The following is a 21,030-nucleotide window of genomic DNA, read 5'->3' on the forward strand; positions in this document are numbered from 1 at the left end:
GTCTCCGCGGTGAAGGTTGGCTCGTCGGACGCGTAGTTTTGGCGACAACACGCGTCTGTAGGAGCAGTCTTGGCACGGAAGATCGGCAGCCGGTACACCGCGAACCAGATCCTGGGGCGGGGGAGCGCCGGCACGGTGTGGCTGGGCGAGGGACCGGACGGCCCCGTCGCCATCAAGCTGCTGCGTGAGGACCTCGCCTCCGACCAGGAGCTCGTCGGACGCTTCGTGCAGGAGCGCACCGCGCTGCTCGGCCTGGAGCATCCGCACATCGTGACCGTGCGCGACCTGGTGGTCGACGGCAACGACCTGGCCCTGGTCATGGACCTCGTGCGCGGCACCGACCTGCGCACCCGGCTGGAGCGGGAGCGGCGGCTGGCGCCCGAGGCGGCCGTGGCGATCGTCGCCGACGTCGCCGACGCGCTGGCGGCGGCCCACGCGGCCGGGGTCGTCCACCGGGACGTCAAGCCCGAGAACGTCCTGCTCGACATGCGGGGCCCTATCGGCCCGGGCGGCTCCCACCCCGCCCTGCTCACCGACTTCGGCGTCGCCAAGCTGATCGACTCGCCGCGGCGGACCCGCGCCACGAAGATCATCGGTACGCCGGACTACCTGGCCCCGGAGATCGTGGAGGGCCTGCCGCCCCGGGCCGCCGTGGACATCTACGCGCTCGCCACGGTCCTGTACGAGCTGCTGGCCGGCTTCACGCCCTTCGGCGGCGGCCACCCGGGCGCGGTCCTGCGGCGGCACGTCACCGAGACCGTCGTACCGCTGCCCGGCATCCCCGAGGAGCTGTGGCAGCTGCTGGTGCAGTGCCTGGCCAAGGCCCCGGCCTCCCGGCTGCGCGCCTCGGAGCTGGCGGCGCGGCTGCGCGAGCAGCTGCCCACGCTGGCCGGGATGCCGCCGCTGGACGTGGACGAGCCCGACCTCTCCGAGGAAGCCACCGAGGAGTCCGTGCCGTCGGCTCCGCAGGGTGAGCCGGTACGGCGGCGAGGCGCGGTCTCCCTGGTTCCCGGAGCCAAGCCGGACTCCAACCGCGACACGCACACCTCGATGCGGGTGCCGGCGCCGGACGAGCTGGCGGGGGGCGCGCACGGGACCGCTCGCGCTCCTCGGGCCACTGGTGCGCCCCGGCCGGGCTCGGCCCGCCACAAGGCCGCGGTACGCCGGCGCAGGGTGACGTTGGGAGTGGCCGCAGTGGTGGTGGCCGCTGTCGTGGCCGTCGGCGCCTGGTTCGCCTCCTCCGGCGGGGACGACGACCAGCCGGCCCCGGCCACCCACAGCACGTCGGCCCCCTGAGCCGGCCCCCGCCCGCCTCCCACCCGGCTCGCTCGGCCGGGATGCGGGCCAGGTCGCTTGCCACAGCCGTTACGCTGGAAGGCGTGGCAGTCGTCGATGTATCCGAAGAGCTGAAGTCCCTCTCCTCGACCATGGAGTCGATCGAGGCCGTCCTGGACCTCGACAGGTTGAGGGCAGATATCGCCGTGCTCGAGGAGCAGGCGGCGGCCCCGTCCCTGTGGGACAACCCGGACGAGGCACAGAAGATCACCAGCAAGCTGTCCCACCTCCAGGCCGAGGTCAGGAAGGCGGAGGCGCTGCGCGGCCGGATCGACGATCTCGCGGTCCTCTTCGAGATGGCCGAGGAGGAGAACGACCCGGACACCCGCGCCGAGGCCGAGTCGGAGCTGACCGCGGTGAAGAAGGCGCTGGACGAGATGGAGGTCCGCACCCTCCTGTCCGGCGAGTACGACTCCCGTGAGGCACTCGTCAACATCCGCGCCGAGGCCGGTGGCGTCGACGCCGCCGACTTCGCCGAGAAGCTCCAGCGCATGTACCTGCGCTGGGCCGAGCAGCACGGCTACAAGACCGAGCTGATCGAGACGTCGTACGCCGAAGAGGCCGGCATCAAGTCGACCACGTTCGCCGTGCACTCGCCGTACGCCTACGGCACCCTCTCCGTCGAGCAGGGCACGCACCGCCTCGTGCGCATCTCGCCCTTCGACAACCAGGGCCGCCGGCAGACCTCCTTCGCCGGTGTCGAGGTGCTGCCCGTCGTCGAGCAGTCCGACCACGTCGAGATCGACGAGTCCGAGCTGCGCATCGACGTGTACCGCTCCTCCGGCCCCGGCGGCCAGGGCGTGAACACGACCGACTCCGCGGTCCGCATCACGCACCTGCCCACCGGCATCGTGGTCTCCTGCCAGAACGAGCGGTCGCAGATCCAGAACAAGGCCACCGCGATGAACGTCCTCCAGGCCAAGCTGCTGGAGCGGCGCCGGCAGGAGGAGCAGGCCAAGATGGACGCCCTCAAGGGCGACGGCGGCAACTCCTGGGGCAACCAGATGCGTTCGTACGTGCTGCACCCGTACCAGATGGTCAAGGACCTGCGCACCGAGTACGAGGTGGGCAACCCGGAGGCCGTGTTCAACGGCGAGATCGACGGGTTCCTGGAGGCCGGGATTCGCTGGCGCAAGCAGCAGGAGAAGTGACTTTGTCGACATGACAACTGCCGCCCCAGAGGCGGCAGTTGTCATTTGTCTGGGTTTTACATCACACTCACAGGCTTCAACTCCCGGCAAACGCCACCCCATCGGACATTGCGCCCGCAACGCCCTTGACGTTGCTTTGAAAAATGGGAAGGGTGAGGCGCGGCATGCGTACTCTGGGGGCGCATGTGAACCGGGGGATCGAGTTGACGCCACTTCGTCACCAGCTGCCTCCGTCGATCACGGCACGCCCCACGCGCCGCCTCATTGACGAACAGCTACTGGGGGTAGCAACCATATGACGAAGAAGACGCGGATCCGGGTCGCGCGGATAGCCGCCGGCGCCGTGATCGCGGCCGGTGCGTCGCTGACCGCCGCCGGCGCGGCTTCCGCCCTGGACCTCGATGTCCAGGCGGGCCCGATCAGCCTCGGCGTGAGCGGTGTCGGCGCCGACGGCGGCAACACGGACGGTGGCACCGCCGACGGCGGCTCCATCGAGGGCGCCACCATCGGCGTGACCGAGGGCACGACCCTGGGCACCGACGGCGGCTCCGTCACCGGCTCGGCCGGCACCGACGGCTCGGCTGCCAGTGGCGGTGACGTCACCTCCGGTGGTGACGCCTCCATTGGGGGTGACGCCTCGATCGGCGGCGACGCTTCCATCGGCGGTGACGCCTCCATCGGCGGTGACGCCTCCATCGGCGGTAGCGCCTCCATCGGCGGTGACGACAGCACCTCCGGCGGCAACAGCGGCGGCGACGCCTCCACCGGCGGCGACAACGGCAACTCCGGTGGCAACGGCAACTCGGGTGGCAACGGCAACTCGGGTGGCAACGGCAACAGCGGTGGCAACGGCAACTCGGGTGGCAACGGCACCTCCGGTGGCGACAGCTCCGGTGGCGACAGCGGCACCAGCGGTTCCACGGGCGGCGGTTCCACCGACGGCGGTTCGGGCAGCACCGGCGGTTCCGGCACCGGCGGTTCCACCACCGGAGGTTCCGGCACCGGCGGCAACCACACCGGCCCCGACGGCGGCAACAACAACGTTCCGCAGGACGAGGGCTCCTCGGCGCTGACCGACACCGGCTCCGACACCTCGGCCCAGGGCGGCGACAAGCAGCTCGCCGAGACCGGTGCCGGTCAGACCGCGTTCCTGCTCGTCGGCGCCGCGACGATGATCGCCGGCGGCATCGGCTTCCGCGTCCTGCCGCGCCTGGTGAGCGGCCGCGGCGGCGCCGCCGCCTGACCGTAGCCACACGGGCACGCACGGCACACGCGCCAGGGCCCGGAGCCTCGGCTCCGGGCCCTTGTGACGCTTCGGTCAGGCGGTCTGGTGCGCCAGCAGCGCCACCGCGGCGATCAGCACCGCCAGCAGCGCGATCAGCGCCATCGGGTTCAACCCGCTCAGGCCTGAGAAGAAGCCCTCCTGCTGCAGTCGCTCGCGGTTGGCACGGCACACCGGGCACCGGCCCTCGCTCACGGGCGCCGCGCAGTTCGCGCACACCAACCGGTCGTACGTCATGCGCTCGCCCTCCTTGCACCGGCCATCACATGCACAACGCTCACGGGGACGAGAACGTTCCCCCGCGTTCCCGTCGTCCTTCGTCTCCCCTCCACTGTGCCAGGTTCCCGCGGCGCGTGCGCGGGGCCTCCGGGAAGGCGGTGCGGGAAGCGGGCGGTACAAAAACGTACAAGTCTTGCCCAACCTCAACCTGCGACTGCACTTGCACACCCGGTTCGCGTATGGTCACGCTCATCTACCCCCGGCGACCCGTGGTGCATCCGTGATCCGATTCGACAACGTCTCCAAGGTCTACCCCAAGCAGACCCGCCCCGCACTCAGGGATGTCTCCCTGGAGGTGGAGAAGGGCGAGTTCGTCTTCCTCGTGGGGTCCTCCGGCTCCGGAAAGTCCACCTTCCTGCGGCTCATCCTCCGCGAGGAGCGGTGCAGCCACGGCCAGGTGCACGTGCTGGGCAAGGACCTCGCGCGCCTGTCCAACTGGAAGGTGCCGCAGATGCGCCGCCAGCTGGGCACGGTCTTCCAGGACTTCCGGCTGCTGCCGAACAAGACGGTCGCGGAGAACGTGGCCTTCGCCCAGGAGGTCATCGGCAAGTCCCGCGGCGAGATCCGCAAGTCCGTGCCGCAGGTGCTCGATCTCGTCGGGCTCGGCGGCAAGGAGGACCGGATGCCCGGCGAGCTGTCCGGTGGTGAGCAGCAGCGCGTCGCCATCGCGCGCGCGTTCGTCAACCGGCCGAAGCTGCTCATCGCCGACGAGCCCACCGGCAACCTCGACCCGCAGACCTCCGTCGGCATCATGAAGCTGCTCGACCGCATCAACCGGACGGGCACGACCGTCATCATGGCGACGCACGACCAGAACATCGTGGACCAGATGCGCAAGCGCGTCATCGAGCTGGAGAAGGGCCGCCTCGTCCGCGACCAGGCCCGCGGCGTCTACGGCTACCAGCACTGACCGCACCAGCACCCAGTTCCGGAAAGGCCTGAAGAACCCGCCATGCGCGCCCAGTTCGTCCTGTCGGAGATCGGTGTCGGTCTCCGCCGCAATCTGACGATGACCTTCGCCGTCATCGTCTCCGTCGCCCTGTCCCTGGCCCTGTTCGGCGGCTCGCTGCTGATGAGCGACCAGGTGAGCACCATGAAGGGCTACTGGTACGACAAGGTCAACGTCTCGATCTTCCTGTGCAACAAGCACGACGCGGAGAACGACGTCCACTGCGCCAAGGGCGCGGTCACCGCGGACCAGAAGAAGCAGATCCTCGCGGACCTGGACAAGATGCCGGTCGTCGAGAAGGTGACCTACGAGTCGCAGGACGAGGCGTACAAGCACTACAAGGAGCAGTTCGGCAACTCCCCGCTGGCCGGCTCGCTGACGCCGGACCAGATGCAGGAGTCGTACCGGATCAAGCTCAAGGACCCGCAGAAGTACCAGGTGATCGCGTCCGCGTTCAACGGGCGGGACGGCGTGCAGTCGGTGCAGGACCAGAAGGGCATCCTGGACAACCTCTTCCAGTTGCTGAACCTGATGAACCGGGGCGCGCTCGGCGTGATGGCGATGATGCTGATCGTCGCGCTCCTGCTCATCGTCAACACCGTGCGCGTCTCGGCGTTCAGCCGACGGCGCGAAACCGGGATCATGCGCCTGGTCGGTGCCTCGGGCTTCTACATCCAGGCGCCGTTCATCGCGGAGGCCGCGGTCGCCGGACTCATCGGCGGCGGCCTCGCCTGTGTGGCGCTCGTGGTCGGCCGGTACTTCACCATCGACCACGGCATGGAGCTGTCCCACAAGCTCACGCTCATCAACTTCGTCGGCTGGGACGCGGTGTTGACCAAGCTGCCGCTGATTCTCGCCACGAGTGTCCTGATGCCGTCGCTCGCCGCGTTCTTCGCGTTGCGCAAGTATCTGAAGGTGTGACGCATGCCAAGGGGGTCGTACGGGCATCCGGCCGTACGGCCCCTTCGCGTTGCCCTAGACTCGCCGCCATGTCAGGCCGTGACCTGTTCTGTCAGCCCCGCCGCGTCCGCCGTGGGGCCACCCTGACATTGGTCTTCGCCGGTGTGCTGATCGCCGGCGCCGCCACCGGCTCCTTCCCCGAACCCGACTCCCCCGCGCGGAAGTCCGCTGCCGGTCCGGTGGGCCCGGCCGCCCGGCACGAGGCCGTCGAGAGGGCCGCCGCGGAGGCGATGGCCGACGGCAAGTCCCCCATGGAGGCGGCGGAAAGGGCCGTCAGCCGCAGCGGGGACCGCTGGGCCGCGGTCTACTCCGAGGGCGAGTACGAGGAGTTCCAGGACGCGCTCGACGGCCGGTACACCGGTGTCGGCCTGTGGGCGCGGCAGGAGGCGGACGGCGGGATCGAGGTCACCAGGGTGCAGCCGGGCTCGCCCGCCGCCGACGCCGGGATCCGGGCGGGCGACCGGTTGCGCAGCGTCGACGGCAGGAAGGTCGACGGGCGCCCGGTCACCGAGGTGGTCGCCCTGCTCCGCGGCGACGCGCTGCGCGGCGGCACCGATGACGCCGCGGCCGGTACGACGGTCACCCTCGGCCTGGTGCGCGGCACGCGCGCGTGGACCGAGACCCTGCACCGGGCCCGGCTGTCCACCGACTCCGTGAGCGTGCGCCGACTGCCCGACGGCGTCACCGTGCTCACGATCGCCGCGTTCACCAAGGGCTCCGCCGACGCGGTCCGCGAGGCCCTGCGCGACGCACCCGCCGACGGCCGGACCGTGCTGGACCTGCGGGGCAACTCCGGCGGCCTGGTCACCGAGGCCGTGGACACCGCCTCCGCCTTCCTGGACGGCGGCCTGGTCGCCACCTACGACGTCGACGGCGCCCAGCGCGCCCTGCACGCCGCCTCCGGCGGTGACACCGCCCGCCCCCTGGTCGTCCTCGTCGACGGCGGCACCATGAGCGCGGCCGAGCTGCTCACCGGCGCCCTCCAGGACCGGGGCCGCGCGGTGGTGATCGGCTCCCGCACCTTCGGCAAGGGCTCCATCCAGATGCCGACGAAGCTGCCCGACGGCTCGGTCGCCGAGCTGACCGTCGGCCACTACCGCACGCCCTCCGGCCGCGCGGTCGACGGCCGGGGCATCACCCCGGACCTGGAGGCGGGGCCGGAGCAGGCCCTGCCACGGGCGGAGACAGTCCTCACCGGGCTGGGCGCCCCGTCGTAGCCAGCCGTAATCGGCTGTACGCACACCCCCTGTGTGGTGCGAAAATGGTGGGCACTATGAGCAAGGGAATGTACGTACCGAAGGAGTCCCAGCCCAAGCAGGGCGGCGGGGCCGCCAAGGCCAGGGACGGCGAGAAGGGCGGCAAGCGCAAGATCGTCGCCCAGAACAAGAAGGCCCGGCACGACTACGCGATCATCGACACCTACGAGGCCGGGCTCGTGCTCATGGGCACAGAGGTCAAGTCGCTGCGCGAGGGACGGACCTCGCTGACCGACGGCTTCGTCCAGATCGACCGCGGTGAGGCGTGGCTGTACAACGCCCACATCCCCGAGTATCACCAGGGCAGCTGGACCAACCACTCCGCGCGCCGCAAGCGCAAGCTGCTCCTGCACCGCGAGGAGATCGACAAGCTGGAGTCGAAGTCCCAGGAGACGGGACACACGATCGTGCCCCTCGCGATCTACTTCAAGGACGGCCGGGCGAAGGCCGAGATCGCCCTGGCACGGGGCAAGAAGGAGTACGACAAGCGGCAGACGCTGCGGGAGCAGCAGGACCGGCGGGAGGCGGACCGGGCGATCGCGGCGGCGAAGCGCAGGCAGCGCGGCGTCTAGCCGGCCGGCCGACGGGAATAGGCTGGCATCGTCGGGCGTTGGTCACGTACGATGGCAGTGCACTCCACAGAGGGTGCGCGAACCCTCCTCGCGGAGGGGTTGAAAAATCAACATGGGGATGATCGGTTTCGACAGCGGCTGTCGAAGCAGGGGAAGCGTGTCGAGGAAGCGGCAATGATCTCGTAAACCATATGTCGCAAAAAATAATCGCCAACACCAAGCGCGATTCCTTCGCCCTCGCTGCCTAAGTAGCGACTTGCGAAGTGTCAGCCCGGGGCTGTTCCCGACCCGGATCCTGGCATCAGCTAGGGAACTAAACCTCTAGACCCGGTCACGGGGTGTAGAGGGAAATCAAACAGTGACTGAGCCCGTCGGAGACTTGTCCGCGTGATCTCCGGGGCCGAGAAAAGCGCAGCGGACTGCACACGGAGAAGCCCTGATTCCGCACCGTTGGACGCGGGTTCGATTCCCGCCATCTCCACGAGGCCCCTTTGGGGGTCACCCCATGTGGGCAGAGGCCCCGTCGCTTTCGAGCGGCGGGGCCTCTGTCATGGGATGGCGCCGTTGGGGGGCTGTTGTGTGCCGGGCCCGAGTGGGTGGTGAGCTGGTCGCGCAGTTCCCCGCGCCCCTGCGGTACCGGTGAGCGTCGCCACCCCGAGGGCGAGGGCAGCGGCGGCGACTGGTGTGGCGTACGCGGTGGTGGGGGAGAGGTGTTCCGCCGCCCAGCCGCCCGTCGCCGAGCCGCACGCGATACCGGTGAGCAATCCCGTCACCATCAGGCTCATCCCCTCGTTGAGCCGGTCGGCCGGGGTGCGCCGCTGTACCAGCGTCATGGCCGTCACCATGGTCGGCGCCGTCGCCATCCCCGCCACCAGCAGCGTTCCCGCCAGCGCCGGAAGGGAGCGGGTGGTGGCCGCGAGCCAGGGCAGGGTCATCAGCCCGGCCATGGCCGCCAGACACCAGGTCAAGCGCGCCCTCGCCGGCTTCCGGGCCCCGTACACCAGCCCCGCCGCGCACGAGCCCGCCGCCTGGAGCGCGAGCACGGCACCGGCCGCCGTCCGATGCCCCTGGGTATCGGCGTAGGCGATCGTGACGACCTCCATGGAGCCGAACACCGCGCCCGTCGCGGCGAAGCAGGCCAGCAGGGCCGGGACGCCCGGGCTGCGCAGCGGCGAGGGCCCCTGCGTGCGGGGCGCGGGCGGTGGCTCGGTCGCCCGCTGGGCGAGGAACAGCAGCATGCCGGCGAGCAGCAGCACCGCCCCGGTGAGCGTGCCCGCCTCCGGGAAGAACGTGCCGGTCAGGAAGGACGCGAGCACCGGCCCCAGCATGAAGCACAGCTCGTCCGCGGCCTGCTCGAACGCGTTCGCGGTGTGCAGCGCGCCGGGCTCGTCCCGCAGCAGATACGCCCAGCGGGCGCGGGACAGGCCGCCGATGTTGGGGGTGGCCGCGGTGCCGGCGTAGGCGGCGAACAGGGTCCAGTCCGGGGCGTCGTAGCGGACGCACAGCAGCAAGGCGAGGCTGCTCAGCACGGACACGACCGTGGCCGGCAGCGCGACCCGGGCCTGCCCGTGCCGGTCGACCAGCCGGGCGAGCCAGGGCCCGGCCAGCGCGGTCGCCGCGAGCCCCGTCGCGGTGACGGCACCGGCGAGGGCGTACGAGCCACGGGAACCGGCGATCATCACGACCGCGCTCACGCTGAACATGCCCATGGGCAGGCGGGCGAGGAGGTTGCCGGTGGTGAAGGCGCGGGTGCCGGGGAGACGGAACAGACGGCGATATCCGCCGGGTTGGTCTCTCTTGCCGTCTATTCGGCTGTCTTGAGCGTCCTGGGCGGTCTCTTGGGGCATGGCTCAACGGTCGCCCGGAGTGGATCACCAGGTCCAACACCTTATGGGGCCCGATTCACACGCCCACGTTGTAAATTCGCCACCATGTCCGCTCCCGCCGCCCACATAGACCCCCGCCTGCTGAGTTCCTTCGTCGCCGTCGCAGAGGAACTGCACTTCACCCGGGCGGCGGCCCGTCTGTACGTCGCCCAGCAGGCGCTCAGCCGGGACGTACGGCGGCTGGAACGGGAGCTGGGTGCCGAGCTGTTCGTCCGGACCACCCGGCAGGTCACGCTGACCCCGGACGGCGAGCGTCTGCTGCCGCACGCGCGCCGGGTCCTCGCCGCCCAGGACGACCTGCTCGCCGCGTTCGCCGCCGGCCAGGGCCGCCCGCTGCTGGTCGACCTCAACTCGCCCGGCCTGACCACCGGCCGGCGCGTCCTGCACCGGGCCCGCGAACTCGCCCCCGACTGCGAGCTGATGGCCCGCTACGAGAGCGGTCTCACCGGAGCCGCCGCCGAGTTGCTCGCCGGCCGCCTGGACGCCTCCTTCGGCCGGTTCGCCGGCCTCGACCCGGCGCTCCGCTCCGGCCTGGAGCAGCAGCCGGTGCGGTACGAGCCGATGGCCGTCGTGCTGCCCGAGGACCACCCGCTGGCCGCGTCGGCACGGGTGCCGCTGGCCGCGCTGGCCGGCGAGACGGTGTACGCCGGTGCCGGCAACCCGCGCACCCGGGAGTGGACCGACCTGGCCCAGCGCCTCTTCCAGGACCGCGCCATCCGGCTCGCCCCGCCGCTCCCGCTGGCCGTCGGCGACGAGGAGTTCGGCCGCATCATGGCGAAGACCCGCAATCCGGTACTGGCCGTCGTGGATTTCCCGCCACTGCCCGGGACGGTACGACGGCCCCTCGTCGACCCCGTCCCGCTGTCGCCCGTCTCCCTGGTCTGGCGGAAGGGGCTGGTACATCCCGGATTGACCGCGCTGCGGAAGGCGGTGGCCGAGATCGCACGGGTGGAGGGGTGGCTGCGGCGGCCCGTCGACGGATGGATTCCGGCCATGGACGAGGACGTGATGAACGGCGTGTGACGGGCCGGCGACGGCGTCCACCGATGCCGACCCGGCGCGCAGCACTCCTCCGCGTGCGTTACATTCTTGGCCCGGGCAACAGGGTGGTAGTGGGGGCGCTCGGACCGGGTGGGCCTGGTTCGGTCGGCGGGTGCCCGGGATCGCGAGCGCGCCCGGAACTGTCCCGTGGGGGGATGAAACGCGCGTGAAAAAGTGTCCTGAAGACGCCCAACCCGAGGGGCGAGAGATGGCGTCCGCAGGACGCGGTGAGCCGGTGGGCGGGGGCGACGAGCGGATGAAATCGGACGCGGGGGCTGTCGCCGACTCTGGTGCCGAAGGCGCCGTCGAGTCTGGCGAAGCCGCGGAGGCTGTTGAGACGCTGACCGAGTCGGCTGGGTCTGCCGGGCTCGGTGAGTCGGGCGACGCCACCGAACCCGGGCAGCCCGCCGGGCCTGAGACGCGCGCCGAAACCGAGGGGTCCGCCGAATCCGAGGCGTCCGCCGAATCCGAGGGGTCCGCCGAATCCGAGGGGTCCGCCGAATCCGAGGGGTCCGCCGAAACGGAAGCGTCCGCCGAATCCGAGGCGTCCGCCGAATCGGAGCGGCCCGCCGGATCGGCCGAGCCCGCGGAACCCATCGAGCCCGGCCAGTCCGCGGAATCTGCCGAAGCCGGCAAGACCGCCGAGCCCGCCGGACCCGGCATGCCCGCCGAGTCTGCCGGACCCGGCAAGCCCGCCGAGCCCGCCGGACCTGACATGTCTGCCGAGGCTGCCGAGCACGCCGAACCCGGCATGCCTGCCGAGTCTGCCGACCCCGCCGAGGCTGCCGAGCACGCCGAACCCGGCATGCCTGCCGAGTCAGCCGAGCCCGCCGAGTCTGCCGAGCGCGCCGGACCCGGCATGTCTGCCGAGTCAGCCGACGCCGTCGAGGCCGCCGCCGCGAAGGAGCCCTCCGAGACCTCCGACGGCACCGCGGATTCCCCGGAACCTCCCCCCGCCACCACTCCTGCTTCCACCCCGCACGACGAAACCATCGAGCTGGGCGACGTACAACTCGGCGCTGCGGGCGCGGGGTCGGCCGTACGGGACCCGCGTGGCTCCGACGGGCCGGTCTTCGTGGACGAGTCGGGCCGTCGTAGCCGCCGTTTCCGCCGTCTCGGCCTGGCCGTGGCGGTGGCCTGTGCCGGTTACGCCGTCGTCATCGTCGCCACCCTGCTGTCCGGCAACTCCGCCGCCCCCTGGCTGCCGGTGCCGGGCCAGCACGAGGACAAGCCGGCCGGCAAGGTGGACACCTCGCCGCTGCCCAGCGTCTCCACGACCCCCACCCCGCCGGGAGCCGGCACGGTGACCGCACCCGTCGCCGGCGCCGAGGCGGGCGGCACCGCCGTACCGGGCAGCGGGGCGCCCGCCGGCGCCGACGCCTCCGCGTCCACCGAGCCGGACGGCGGCACCGCCTCCGCGCCCGCCGCCGACGCCGGCACCACCGGCTCCCCGGCCCCGTCGGCCCCGGCCACCGACGTGTCCCCGGCACCGTCCGCCACCGGCACCGCCAGCGCTCCGGCGCCCACCCCGACCCCGTCGGGCCGTACCCACACCCCGCCCGGTCACACCCGGCGCCCGCACCCCAAGCTCTCCCTCTGACGACCGGGCGGAACACCCTCAGATGGCTTCACACCCCCGCCGCCGTACCCGGCTGCCGCTGCGCTACCTGCTCCCACTCCTGGTCCTGGTGGCGACCCTGGCGATGCTCATGCTGCGCGGCTACGTGCACAACGAGATCCTCGCCGACCACCGCATCAGGCCTTCCGCGGCGCACGACAGGGTTCCGCAGCGCATCCTGGACGGCGGTCCGGTCATCGACACGCGCAACGGCCGCAGCGACAGCCTGCGCATACCCGACCACCGCATCGTCCTCACCTTCGACGACGGCCCCGACCCGACCTGGACCCCGAAGGTGCTCGACGTGCTGAAGAAGCACCACGCGCACGCGGTCTTCTTCGTCACCGGCACCATGACCTCACGCCACCCCGAGCTGGTCCGGCGCATGGTCGCCGAGGGGCACGAGGTCGGCCTGCACACCTTCGGCCACCCCGACCTGTCGTACCACTCCACGAAGCGCATCGACTGGGAGCTGTCGCAGAACCAGCTGGCGCTCGCCGGGGCGGCCGGCATCCGCAGCTCGCTGTTCCGGCCGCCGTACTCCTCCTCCGCCAACGCGATCGACAACCGGTCGTGGCCGGTGACGCGGTACATCGGCAGCCGCGGCTATCTCACGGTCGTGGACGACGCCGACAGCGAGGACTGGCGCAAGCCGGGCGTCGAGCAGATCATCCGCAACGCCACGCCCGGCGGCGGCCGGGGCGCGGTCGTCCTCATGCACGACTCGGGCGGCGACCGGCACCAGACCGTCCAGGCGCTCGACCGGCTCCTGCCCCGGCTCCAGGACCAGGGCTACACCTTCCAGACCCTCACCGGAGCGCTGCGGGCCCCCAGCGCGGACACCCCGGTCACCGGCCTCGACCTGTGGAAGGGGAAGGCCTGGGTGTTCCTGGTGAAGGCGTCCGACGACATCACCACGGTCCTCGTCGCCGGTCTCGCCGTCGTCGGCTGCCTCGTCTTCACCCGGTTCGGCCTGATGCTGCTGCTGTCCGGCGCGCACGCCCGCCGCACCCGGCGCCCCGGTTTCCGCTGGGGCGAGGATCCGGTCACCGAGCCGGTGTCGGTGCTGGTGCCGGCGTACAACGAGGCCAAGTGCATCGAGAACACGGTCCGTTCACTGACGCGCAGCGAGCACCCCGTCGAAGTGCTGGTCATCGACGACGGCTCGGCGGACGGCACGGCCGACATCGTGGAGGCGCTGGACCTGCCGGACGTACGGGTGATCCGCCAGGCCAACGCGGGCAAGCCGGCCGCCCTCAACCGGGGCCTGGCGAACGCCCGTCACGAGCTGGTCGTGATGATGGACGGCGACACCGTCTTCGAACCGGCCACCGTCCGCGAACTCGTCCAGCCCTTCGCCGACCCACGCGTCGGCGCCGTCGCCGGCAACGCCAAGGTCGGCAACAAGAACCGGCTCATCGGCGCGTGGCAGCACATCGAGTACGTGATGGGCTTCAACCTCGACCGCCGCATGTACGACGTCCTGCGCTGCATGCCGACGATCCCGGGTGCGGTCGGGGCGTTCCGCCGCTCGGCGCTGCAACGGGTCGGCGGCATGAGCGACGACACGCTCGCCGAGGACACCGACGTCACGATGGCCCTGCACCGCGACGGCTGGCGCGTGGTGTACGCCGAGAAGGCCCGCGCCTGGACGGAGGCACCCGAGTCGGTCCAGCAGCTGTGGTCCCAGCGCTACCGCTGGTCGTACGGCACCATGCAGGCCATCTGGAAGCACCGCGGCGCGCTGTTCGAGCGGGGCCCGTCGGGCCGCTTCGGCCGCGTGGGCCTGCCCCTCGTCTCGCTGTTCATGGTCGTGGCCCCGCTCCTGGCCCCTCTGATCGACCTCTTCCTGGTCTACGGCCTGGTCTTCGGCCCGACGGCCAAGACGATCCTGGCCTGGTGCGCGGTCCTGGCCGTCCAGGCGGCCTGCGCTGCCTACGCCTTCCACCTGGACCGCGAACCCCTCACCCCGCTCCTCTCCCTGCCCCTCCAACAGCTGCTCTACCGCCAGCTCATGTACGTCGTCCTGCTCCAGTCCTGGATCACCGCCCTCACCGGCGGCCGGCTGCGCTGGCAGAAACTCCGCCGAACGGGCGGGGTGGCGGCACCGCCGGCCGAGCGGCCCCCGGTCCCGGAGGCGACGCCGGTCGGCTGACCACCTACTCCCGATGGGCCACGGCGTCCTTCTGCAACTGGACGGCCGCCAGCAGGCTCAAACCAGGCTCGGCCTGACGCAGCGCCTTCACGGCGGCGACGGAGGCGAGGTCCCCGGTGAAGCCGACGTCGGCCAGCCTGGCGCGGACCCAGTCGGCCCGCAGCCGGCTCTCACTGGCGCCGGCGGTGGCCCCGACGAGCGCGACCGCCCGCTCCAGCCCCGCCCGCTCCTCCTCCGAGGCCCCGGCCAAGGCCTCCCGCAGCGCCGCCGCGACCAGGTCGGAGTCCCGGATGACCAGCACCAGGTCCTGCTTCTTGCCGAATCCCGCGAGTCCCTTCATACGGCCAGGGTGGACGCGAGGAGCCGCCCACTTCAAACCACTTGAGCAGTTCCAGAGCCTTGGCCCGCTCGGATGTAGGGAAGGAAGTCCGCCCAGGTGGAGGGGGTGAGGGTGAGGTGGCGGTCGGTGGGGGTTTTGGAGTCGCGGATGTGGATGGTGGTGGGGGTGGTGGCTATCTCCACGCAGTTCGAGCCGTCGGGGCTGTAGGTGGACTTCCGCCAGTGGAGGGTCGGCATGGTTTCTCCTCACAGGTCCTGGATGCGGTGGTGGATGAAGTCACGCGTCGCGGTGGGATTGAGTGCGCAGGACTCCATGCGGTTCAGCACTGCCCGGTACTTGTTCAGCGGAGCCTCGGCGTCGATGAATTCGCAGGCGCCGTGATGGGAGTCCAGCTGGACGGTGTCGAGCTGTGGGACTGGGCCCTCGACATAGTCGAAGGGCTGGCCGGTGGTCGGGAACTCGTCCGCTCCGAACGGGATGACGCGAACGGTGACGTGCGGGAGTTCGCTCATGTCGAGCAGGTGCTTGAGCTGCCCCCGGCTTACGGCGGAGCCGCCGAAGTTCATGTGGAGTGCCGATTCATGGATGATCGCCGTGTACGGCGGCGGATCTGTCCTGTGCAGCACGCCCTGCCGCTTCATGCGGTGTGTGAGGCGGTGCTCGATCTCGTACTGCCGCATCGGCGGTGCTGCCGACTGCAAGATGGCGCGGGCGTGGTCGGTGGTCTGAAGAAGTGCCGGGATGTGGATCATGAGTGCCACCCGCAACGCGGAGGCATGGTGCTCCAGTTCGGCCAGGTCGACCAGCGCGGCGGGCAGGTGTTCGCGGTACTCCTCCCACCAGCCACGGGCGCGTCGTCCCGTCATCGCGGCAAGGGCGTCGATGAGCGCTTCGTCCGAGCAGTCGTAGACGTGTGCCATGGAGCGCAGCCGGTCCGCGCTGATGGGCGTGCGGCCGGTTTCGATCATGCTGACGCGCGACTGGTTGACGCCGAGCAGTTCGGCGGCACCGGTGGCGGTGAGCCCCGCCCGCTCCCGCAGTTTTCGCAGCTCTGCACCCAGCCTTCGCTGCCGCAGCGTAGGGCTGTTGGTGGGCGGCACGACGTCTCCTTCCTGGCCGCGAAGCGGCGTTGCGCTCCCTCACACGAGTGAAGTATGGACACATCCAGCCAGTTTCGTTAGATGCATCTAACCATCTGCCCTACGGTAACGGCGTACCTCTCAACTCCCCGCGCCGATAAGCCGGAAGCGCACCTCCCCAGGCAAAGCCACCGCCCGGCGCGACCAGTTGAGCGAGCCCTTCCCTTCTCTCACCGGAGGTTTCCATGGGCACCGTATCCCCGCCCGACACCTGGGTGTACGCCCTTCGGCTGCCGCATGATCCCCGCGCGGCACGCGTCGCACGTATGACCGTACGGGCCGTGCTGAACGGACACGGCAGACACGAAGTCCTGGACGCGGTCGAACTGTTGACGTCCGAGCTGGTCGGCAACGCCTACCGGCACACCACCGGCCCCGCCTCCCTGCGGCTCACCGCCCTCGCGGACGGCCGGCTGCGGGTCGGCGTCTGGGACAGTCACCCGCGCATCCCGGCGCCCTTCGGACAGCCGCCCTGGGACCGCGTACCGGTGGCCCCGGTGGACAGCGAAGAGGGGCGCGGGCTGCACCTCGTACAGGAGTACGCCGACTCCTGGGGCGGCCTGTCCCTGGCCGACAGCCCGCTGGACCGGGGTGCCGGGAAGCTGCTGTGGTTCGAGGTGGGTGGACAGGGGGCAGCCGGTGTCGGCTGAGCGGCCCCGCCCCTACCTCACGCGTCCGCGTACTTCGCGTCCGCCGCCGGGTCCAGGGCCAGGCGGTAGCCCCGCTTCACCACCGTCTGGATCAGCTTCGGCGCTCCCAGTGCCGTACGCAGGCGGGCCATGGCCGTTTCCACGGCGTGTTCGTCGCGGCCCGCGCCGGGGAGGGCGCGGAGCAGGTCGGCGCGGGGGACGACCCAGCCGGGGCGGCGGGCCAGGGCGCGCAGGAGGGACATGCCGGCCGGGGGGACCGGCTTGAGGTCGCCGTCGACGAGGACGCCGTGGCCGCGGATCTCCACCCGGTGCCCGGCGATGGGCAGGGAGCGGGCGCGGGCCGGGAGTTCCTGGCAGAGGAGCTGGACCAGCGGGCCGAGGCGGAAGCGTTCCGGCTGGACCGTGTCCACCCCGCGGGCCTGGAGGGGGATCGCGGTGACCGGGCCCACGCAGGCCGGGAGGACGTCGTGGGCCAGGGCGGACAGCAGGTCGTCCAGCAGGCCGCGGTCCTCCGCGCGGGACAGCAGGGAGGCGGCGGCGGGGGCGCTGGTGAAGGTGAGGGCGTCCACGCCGCGGGTGACGGCCGCGTCCAGGAGGCGGTCGAGGGGACTGAGGTCCTCCGGGGGCATCCAGCGGTAGACCGGAACGGGCACCACTTCCGCCCCGGCGGCCCGCAGCGACTCCACGAAGCCGGGGAGCGGCTCGCCGTGGAGCTGGACGGCGATGCGGTCGCCGTCGACGCCCTCCTCCAGGAGGCGGTCCAGCACCTCGGCCAGGGATTCCGAGGAGGGCGACCACTCCTCGGTGAGGCCCGCCGCGCGGATCGCGCCCTTCACCTTGGGGCCGCGGGCCAGCAGGCGTACTCCGCGCAGCCGGCCCAGCAGCTGTTCGCCGAGGCCCCAGCCGTCGGCGGCCTCGACCCAGCCCCGGAAACCGATCGCCGTGGTGGCGACCACGACGTCCGGCACCTGGTCGATGATCTCCTTCGTGGCGGCGAGCAGTTCGCCGTCGTCCGCGAGCGGCACGATCCGCAGGGCGGGGGCGTGCAGGACGGTGGCGCCGCGCCGCTGGAGCAGGGCGCCCAGCTCCTCGGCCCGGCGCGCGGCGGTGACGCCCACGGTGAACCCGGCGAGGGGGCCGTGCTCGGGGTGCTGCTCTTCGTCGTACATGGGGCTCTCCTAGCTGACCGGCACGCCGATCGAGCCTGTCAACGATGCGTGACAGGCTCGGTTCGGCTCGATGTCGCCGGTGTTACGTCACACCTCGGCATAGCTGAGCTGGGCCTTCGCCTCCGACGCGGCGGCCGTGGCCGGAACCCGCGCCCCCGTACGGCGAAGGTATACGGCCCAGGTGACCGCGAAGCAGACACCGTAGTAGGCGAGGAAGGCGACGAACGCGCCGGTGCCGGAGCCGTAGGAGAGGAAGGACTGGCGGAAGGCCATGTTGATGCCGACGCCGCCGAGGGCGCCGACCGCGCCGATCAGTCCCATGGAGGCGCCGGACAGCCGCCGGCCGTGGGCGACGGCCGCCTCGCCCTCCAGGCCCTTGGCGAGCGCCTTGGCCTGGAAGATGCCGGGGATCATCTTGAACGTCGAACCGTTGCCGAGCCCGCTGAGCACGAACAGGACGACGAAGACGGACACGAACAGCGGCAGTGACTTCTGCATGCTGGCGACGATGAGCACGGCGGTGGCGGCGGCCATGCCGACGTAGTTCCACAGGGTGATGCGGGCGCCGCCGTAGCGGTCGGCGAGCCAGCCTCCGAGGGGGCGGATGAGGGAGCCCAGCAGCGGGCCGATGAAGGTGAGGTACGCCGCCTGGAGGGGGGTCCGGCCGAACCCGTTCGTCAGCACCTGGCCGAAGGCGAAGCTGTAGCCGATGAAGGAGCCGAAGGTGCCGATGTAGAGGAAGGACATGATCCAGGTGTGGGCGTCCCGGGCGGCGTCCTTGGCCGCGCCGGTGTCGTTCTTCACCGAGGACAGGTTGTCCATGAACAGCGCGGCGAGTACGGCGGCCACGACGATCAGCGGGATGTAGATGCCGAGCAGCACGCGCGGGCCGCCGCTCGCGCCGATGATGGCGAGCGTGACGAGCTGGATGACGGGGACGCCGATGTTGCCGCCGCCCGCGTTGAGGCCGAGTGCCCAGCCCTTCTTCCTGAGCGGGAAGAAGGCGTTGATGTTGGTCATGGAGGAGGCGAAGTTGCCGCCGCCGATGCCGGCCAGCAGGCCCACCAGGAGGAACGTGGAGTACGACGTCCCCGGCTCCATCACCGTGAACGCGGCGACGGTCGGGATCAGCAGCAGGCTCGCCGAGATGATCGTCCAGTTACGGCCGCCGAAGACGGCCACGGCGAAGGTGTACGGCACCCGGACCACCGCGCCGACCAGCGTGACCACCGACGTCAGCAGGAACTTGTCGGCGGGGGTGAGGCCGTACTCCGGGCCCATGAACAGGACCAGGACCGACCACAGGGTCCAGACGGAGAAGCCGATGTGCTCGGAGAGGACGGAGAACCAGAGGTTCCGGCGGGCGATCCGCTCCCCGGTCGCCTTCCAGAACGCCTCGTCCTCCGGATCCCAGCGCTCGATCCAGCGGCCACTGCGACGGGTTGGGGCTGGGCCTGTCATCACGCCTCCACGGTGCTCCGGCTGCTCGGTCTGCCGACCACTGACTCAGCCCGAAGGTAGGCAGGACGCGTTTCCGGCCTGTGGCTGTGAGTGACCGGAAGGGAACGTTGCTCTCACTCGGCCCGGGAGCGCCCGGTGAGGCGCGGCCTGCGGCAGCGCGGTGCCCAGGCGGGTCCGCGGAGAGCCGCCCCCGCGGAAACAGGGGAAACAGCAGCCGGCGCGAGGGGTTCCGGCGGTCCCCTCCGGCGGGCACTGTGGAGGGGGCGCGGGGCGAACGGGTCCCCGCACCGCTCCGCGCACGCTCCCGCTCGCTTCCGCACGGTTCCTGCCCAGGCGGTGACTCGCACATGGCACTCGGTAGCGCCGACATCGCGTACCCGCTCCGGTTCGACGCCGGGCGGGTGTGCCTGGACCTGCTCGCCACCACGCATCCCGGCGAACGGCTGGACGGGGTCGGGGCGTTGTGCGCGTGGATCCGGGGGGCCGGGCTGGTGCCGGACGGGACGGTGCTCGATCACGCCGACGGGGTCTGGCTCGCCGGGTTCCGGGAACTGCGCACCCGGATCGGGGTGTTGGTGCGGGGCGGGGACACGCTGTCGCACGGGCGGGCGCTCCGGCGGGTGAACGAGGTCGCCCTGGGCGCACCCCCCGCTCCCGTCGCCGTACGCGCCGAAGACGGGCGGCTCGTGCGGGAGCTGGCCGGGCCGCCCGGCTGCGGGGCCTTGCTCGCCGTCGTCGCGCGGGACGCCGTCGAGTTGCTCACCGATCCCGTCGCGCGGACCGCCGTACGGGAGTGTGAGGGGGACAACTGTCCCCTCGTGTACCTGGACACCTCCCGGGGGCGGCGTCGGCGCTGGTGTTCGAGCGAGGTCTGCGGGAACCGGGAGCGGGTCGCCCGGCACCGGCGGCGGGCGGCCGCCCTCGCGCGGGCCTGAAGCGGCAGCGGGAGCGGGGTGATTTCTGTTACACCGGGTTCACGTGGGTCGTCCACGTGACGCGCGGACCGCCCTCGGTGATGTGTCGGAAATGTAAAGATCGCGCGGCAGGAATGTGCGCCCATGTCCCGCTCGTCACGTCACCCCCAAGAAATCTGTCACTCCGGTTTGAACACCGGGCCGCCCCCGTCCGTACGGGTGGGCGAGCGACCGACTGGGGGAACCCCCGGACACCGGAGGTGGGCGTGCGCAAGGATGCGGCCGTGGCCAATGAACGTGGAGCGAGGGCCCGACATCGCATGTCCTCACAGCCCTCGGAGCCGGATGAGGAGTTGATGCGTGCGCTGTACCGGGAGCACGCCGGACCTCTGCTCGCGTATGTCCTGCGGCTGGTCGCCGGTGACCGGCAGCGCGCCGAGGACGTCGTGCAGGAAACGCTCATCCGTGCCTGGAAGAACGCCGGTCAGCTCAATCGGGCGACCGGTTCGGTACGCCCCTGGCTGGTGACGGTCGCGCGCCGCATCGTCATCGACGGCCATCGCAGCCGGCAGGCCCGGCCGCAGGAGGTCGATCCGTCGCCGCTGGAGGTCATCCCCGCGGAGGACGAGATCGACAAGGCGCTGTGGCTGATGACGCTGTCGGACGCGCTCGACGACCTGACCCCGGCCCACCGGGAGGTGCTCGTCGAGACGTACTTCAAGGGGCGTACCGTCAATGAGGCGGCCGAAACACTGGGCATACCGAGCGGAACGGTCCGTTCCCGGGTGTTCTACGCCCTGCGGTCGATGAAGCTGGCACTGGAGGAGCGGGGGGTGACGGCGTGATGAGCAGCGGGTACGGGGGAATGCAGGG

Annotated in this window: 20 protein-coding genes and 1 other RNA gene; 14 read left to right on the top strand and 7 right to left on the bottom strand. The window is 71.2% G+C overall.

What is annotated here, in order from left to right; genetic code table 11:
• Nucleotides 1-69: 69 nt before the first annotated feature.
• The 3 genes from AB0L21_RS03825 to AB0L21_RS03835 all read left to right on the top strand — a co-directional run bounded on the left by AB0L21_RS03825 (nucleotide 70) and on the right by AB0L21_RS03835 (nucleotide 3,729).
• Entirely contained in the window at nucleotides 70-1,296 is a 1,227-nt protein-coding gene (locus tag AB0L21_RS03825) for a serine/threonine-protein kinase (protein ID WP_365703564.1), read from the top strand.
• A gap of 83 nt (nucleotides 1,297-1,379) precedes the next feature.
• Nucleotides 1,380-2,486, top strand: a complete 1,107-nt coding sequence (prfB, locus tag AB0L21_RS03830) for a peptide chain release factor 2 (RefSeq protein ID WP_365703561.1) — start codon at nucleotides 1,380-1,382, stop codon at nucleotides 2,484-2,486.
• 295 nt (nucleotides 2,487-2,781) lie between these two features.
• Nucleotides 2,782-3,729: a hypothetical protein gene (locus AB0L21_RS03835; RefSeq protein WP_365782053.1), complete on the top strand. Its 948-nt coding sequence runs from the start codon at nucleotides 2,782-2,784 to the stop codon at nucleotides 3,727-3,729.
• A gap of 75 nt (nucleotides 3,730-3,804) precedes the next feature.
• On the opposite strand, the gene AB0L21_RS03840 is transcribed toward AB0L21_RS03835, so the two are convergent.
• Nucleotides 3,805-4,005, bottom strand: coding sequence for a hypothetical protein (locus AB0L21_RS03840; protein ID WP_365703557.1), 201 nt, complete (start codon nucleotides 4,003-4,005; stop codon nucleotides 3,805-3,807).
• Nucleotides 4,006-4,267: 262 nt separating this feature from the next.
• Between AB0L21_RS03840 and ftsE the strand changes: the two genes are divergently transcribed.
• The 5 genes from ftsE to ssrA all read left to right on the top strand — a co-directional run bounded on the left by ftsE (nucleotide 4,268) and on the right by ssrA (nucleotide 8,268).
• A complete protein-coding gene (gene ftsE / locus AB0L21_RS03845; protein WP_055707746.1) occupies nucleotides 4,268-4,957 on the top strand; it encodes a cell division ATP-binding protein FtsE in 690 nt (229 codons plus the stop codon).
• 42 nt (nucleotides 4,958-4,999) lie between these two features.
• Nucleotides 5,000-5,917, top strand: coding sequence for a permease-like cell division protein FtsX (gene ftsX / locus AB0L21_RS03850; RefSeq protein ID WP_365703555.1), 918 nt, complete (start codon nucleotides 5,000-5,002; stop codon nucleotides 5,915-5,917).
• A gap of 68 nt (nucleotides 5,918-5,985) precedes the next feature.
• Nucleotides 5,986-7,173 (top strand): S41 family peptidase, encoded by a 1,188-nt coding sequence (locus AB0L21_RS03855; RefSeq protein ID WP_365703553.1) that lies wholly within the window; start codon nucleotides 5,986-5,988, stop codon nucleotides 7,171-7,173.
• Between the two features lie 68 nt (nucleotides 7,174-7,241).
• The gene (smpB, locus tag AB0L21_RS03860; protein WP_356340468.1) at nucleotides 7,242-7,784 is read left to right on the top strand and encodes an SsrA-binding protein SmpB; all 543 of its coding nucleotides are present in this window, start codon (nucleotides 7,242-7,244) and stop codon (nucleotides 7,782-7,784) included.
• Nucleotides 7,785-7,898: 114 nt separating this feature from the next.
• Nucleotides 7,899-8,268, top strand: a transfer-messenger RNA (tmRNA) gene (ssrA, locus tag AB0L21_RS03865).
• Nucleotides 8,269-8,332: 64 nt separating this feature from the next.
• Here the strand turns inward: ssrA and AB0L21_RS03870 are convergent.
• Nucleotides 8,333-9,631, bottom strand: a complete 1,299-nt coding sequence (locus AB0L21_RS03870; protein ID WP_365782054.1) for an MFS transporter — start codon at nucleotides 9,629-9,631, stop codon at nucleotides 8,333-8,335.
• A gap of 84 nt (nucleotides 9,632-9,715) precedes the next feature.
• On the opposite strand from AB0L21_RS03870, the gene AB0L21_RS03875 reads away from it, so the two are divergent.
• From AB0L21_RS03875 to AB0L21_RS03885, 3 genes are all read left to right on the top strand, one after another.
• Nucleotides 9,716-10,693, top strand: a complete 978-nt coding sequence (locus AB0L21_RS03875) for a LysR family transcriptional regulator (protein WP_365703549.1) — start codon at nucleotides 9,716-9,718, stop codon at nucleotides 10,691-10,693.
• Nucleotides 10,694-11,426: 733 nt separating this feature from the next.
• Nucleotides 11,427-12,311, top strand: a complete 885-nt coding sequence (locus tag AB0L21_RS03880) for a hypothetical protein (protein WP_365782055.1) — start codon at nucleotides 11,427-11,429, stop codon at nucleotides 12,309-12,311.
• A gap of 22 nt (nucleotides 12,312-12,333) precedes the next feature.
• A complete protein-coding gene (locus AB0L21_RS03885) occupies nucleotides 12,334-14,484 on the top strand; it encodes a bifunctional polysaccharide deacetylase/glycosyltransferase family 2 protein (protein WP_365782057.1) in 2,151 nt (716 codons plus the stop codon).
• 4 nt (nucleotides 14,485-14,488) lie between these two features.
• Here AB0L21_RS03885 and AB0L21_RS03890 read toward each other — a convergent pair whose 3' ends face one another.
• The 3 genes from AB0L21_RS03890 to AB0L21_RS03900 are packed head-to-tail and all read right to left on the bottom strand — an operon-like array spanning nucleotide 14,489 to nucleotide 15,924.
• On the bottom strand, nucleotides 14,489-14,824 hold the full coding sequence (locus AB0L21_RS03890; protein ID WP_365703543.1) for a hypothetical protein: 336 nt from the start codon (nucleotides 14,822-14,824) through the stop codon (nucleotides 14,489-14,491).
• A 32-nt stretch (nucleotides 14,825-14,856) separates the two neighbouring features.
• Nucleotides 14,857-15,060: a DUF397 domain-containing protein gene (locus tag AB0L21_RS03895; RefSeq protein WP_365782059.1), complete on the bottom strand. Its 204-nt coding sequence runs from the start codon at nucleotides 15,058-15,060 to the stop codon at nucleotides 14,857-14,859.
• A gap of 9 nt (nucleotides 15,061-15,069) precedes the next feature.
• Nucleotides 15,070-15,924 (bottom strand): helix-turn-helix transcriptional regulator, encoded by an 855-nt coding sequence (locus tag AB0L21_RS03900; protein ID WP_365703539.1) that lies wholly within the window; start codon nucleotides 15,922-15,924, stop codon nucleotides 15,070-15,072.
• 224 nt (nucleotides 15,925-16,148) lie between these two features.
• Between AB0L21_RS03900 and AB0L21_RS03905 the strand changes: the two genes are divergently transcribed.
• Complete coding sequence (locus tag AB0L21_RS03905; protein WP_365703537.1) at nucleotides 16,149-16,613, top strand: ATP-binding protein; 465 nt, start codon at nucleotides 16,149-16,151, stop codon at nucleotides 16,611-16,613.
• Nucleotides 16,614-16,630: 17 nt separating this feature from the next.
• Here AB0L21_RS03905 and AB0L21_RS03910 read toward each other — a convergent pair whose 3' ends face one another.
• Nucleotides 16,631-17,782, bottom strand: a complete 1,152-nt coding sequence (locus AB0L21_RS03910; protein WP_365703535.1) for a uroporphyrinogen-III synthase — start codon at nucleotides 17,780-17,782, stop codon at nucleotides 16,631-16,633.
• Between the two features lie 87 nt (nucleotides 17,783-17,869).
• Entirely contained in the window at nucleotides 17,870-19,243 is a 1,374-nt protein-coding gene (locus AB0L21_RS03915) for a nitrate/nitrite transporter (RefSeq protein ID WP_365703533.1), read from the bottom strand.
• A gap of 347 nt (nucleotides 19,244-19,590) precedes the next feature.
• Here AB0L21_RS03915 and AB0L21_RS03920 point away from each other — a divergent pair, with 347 nt between their 5' ends.
• Together AB0L21_RS03920 and AB0L21_RS03925 are read left to right on the top strand one after the other, a co-directional pair.
• A complete protein-coding gene (locus AB0L21_RS03920) occupies nucleotides 19,591-20,178 on the top strand; it encodes an ABATE domain-containing protein (RefSeq protein WP_365782061.1) in 588 nt (195 codons plus the stop codon).
• Between the two features lie 239 nt (nucleotides 20,179-20,417).
• Complete coding sequence (locus tag AB0L21_RS03925; protein ID WP_009188888.1) at nucleotides 20,418-21,002, top strand: sigma-70 family RNA polymerase sigma factor; 585 nt, start codon at nucleotides 20,418-20,420, stop codon at nucleotides 21,000-21,002.
• Nucleotides 21,003-21,030: the final 28 nt, after the last annotated feature.

The organism is Streptomyces sp. NPDC052721, from assembly GCF_040678315.1.
In the GTDB taxonomy this organism is placed as follows: domain Bacteria; phylum Actinomycetota; class Actinomycetes; order Streptomycetales; family Streptomycetaceae; genus Streptomyces.

Excerpts from the sequence above, each read along its gene's own strand:
- AB0L21_RS03835 (WP_365782053.1), top strand. The coding sequence starts at position 2,782 with ATGACGAAGAAGACGCGGATCCGGGTCGCGCGGATAGCCGCCGGCGCC.
- AB0L21_RS03840 (WP_365703557.1), bottom strand. The coding sequence starts at position 4,005 with ATGACGTACGACCGGTTGGTGTGCGCGAACTGCGCGGCGCCCGTGAGC.
- ftsX (WP_365703555.1), top strand. The coding sequence starts at position 5,000 with ATGCGCGCCCAGTTCGTCCTGTCGGAGATCGGTGTCGGTCTCCGCCGC.
- AB0L21_RS03855 (WP_365703553.1), top strand. The coding sequence starts at position 5,986 with ATGTCAGGCCGTGACCTGTTCTGTCAGCCCCGCCGCGTCCGCCGTGGG.
- smpB (WP_356340468.1), top strand. The coding sequence starts at position 7,242 with ATGTACGTACCGAAGGAGTCCCAGCCCAAGCAGGGCGGCGGGGCCGCC.
- AB0L21_RS03870 (WP_365782054.1), bottom strand. The coding sequence starts at position 9,631 with ATGCCCCAAGAGACCGCCCAGGACGCTCAAGACAGCCGAATAGACGGC.
- AB0L21_RS03875 (WP_365703549.1), top strand. The coding sequence starts at position 9,716 with ATGTCCGCTCCCGCCGCCCACATAGACCCCCGCCTGCTGAGTTCCTTC.
- AB0L21_RS03880 (WP_365782055.1), top strand. The coding sequence starts at position 11,427 with ATGTCTGCCGAGGCTGCCGAGCACGCCGAACCCGGCATGCCTGCCGAG.
- AB0L21_RS03885 (WP_365782057.1), top strand. The coding sequence starts at position 12,334 with ATGGCTTCACACCCCCGCCGCCGTACCCGGCTGCCGCTGCGCTACCTG.
- AB0L21_RS03890 (WP_365703543.1), bottom strand. The coding sequence starts at position 14,824 with ATGAAGGGACTCGCGGGATTCGGCAAGAAGCAGGACCTGGTGCTGGTC.
- AB0L21_RS03895 (WP_365782059.1), bottom strand. The coding sequence starts at position 15,060 with ATGCCGACCCTCCACTGGCGGAAGTCCACCTACAGCCCCGACGGCTCG.
- AB0L21_RS03905 (WP_365703537.1), top strand. The coding sequence starts at position 16,149 with ATGGGCACCGTATCCCCGCCCGACACCTGGGTGTACGCCCTTCGGCTG.
- AB0L21_RS03910 (WP_365703535.1), bottom strand. The coding sequence starts at position 17,782 with ATGTACGACGAAGAGCAGCACCCCGAGCACGGCCCCCTCGCCGGGTTC.
- AB0L21_RS03915 (WP_365703533.1), bottom strand. The coding sequence starts at position 19,243 with ATGACAGGCCCAGCCCCAACCCGTCGCAGTGGCCGCTGGATCGAGCGC.
- AB0L21_RS03920 (WP_365782061.1), top strand. The coding sequence starts at position 19,591 with ATGGCACTCGGTAGCGCCGACATCGCGTACCCGCTCCGGTTCGACGCC.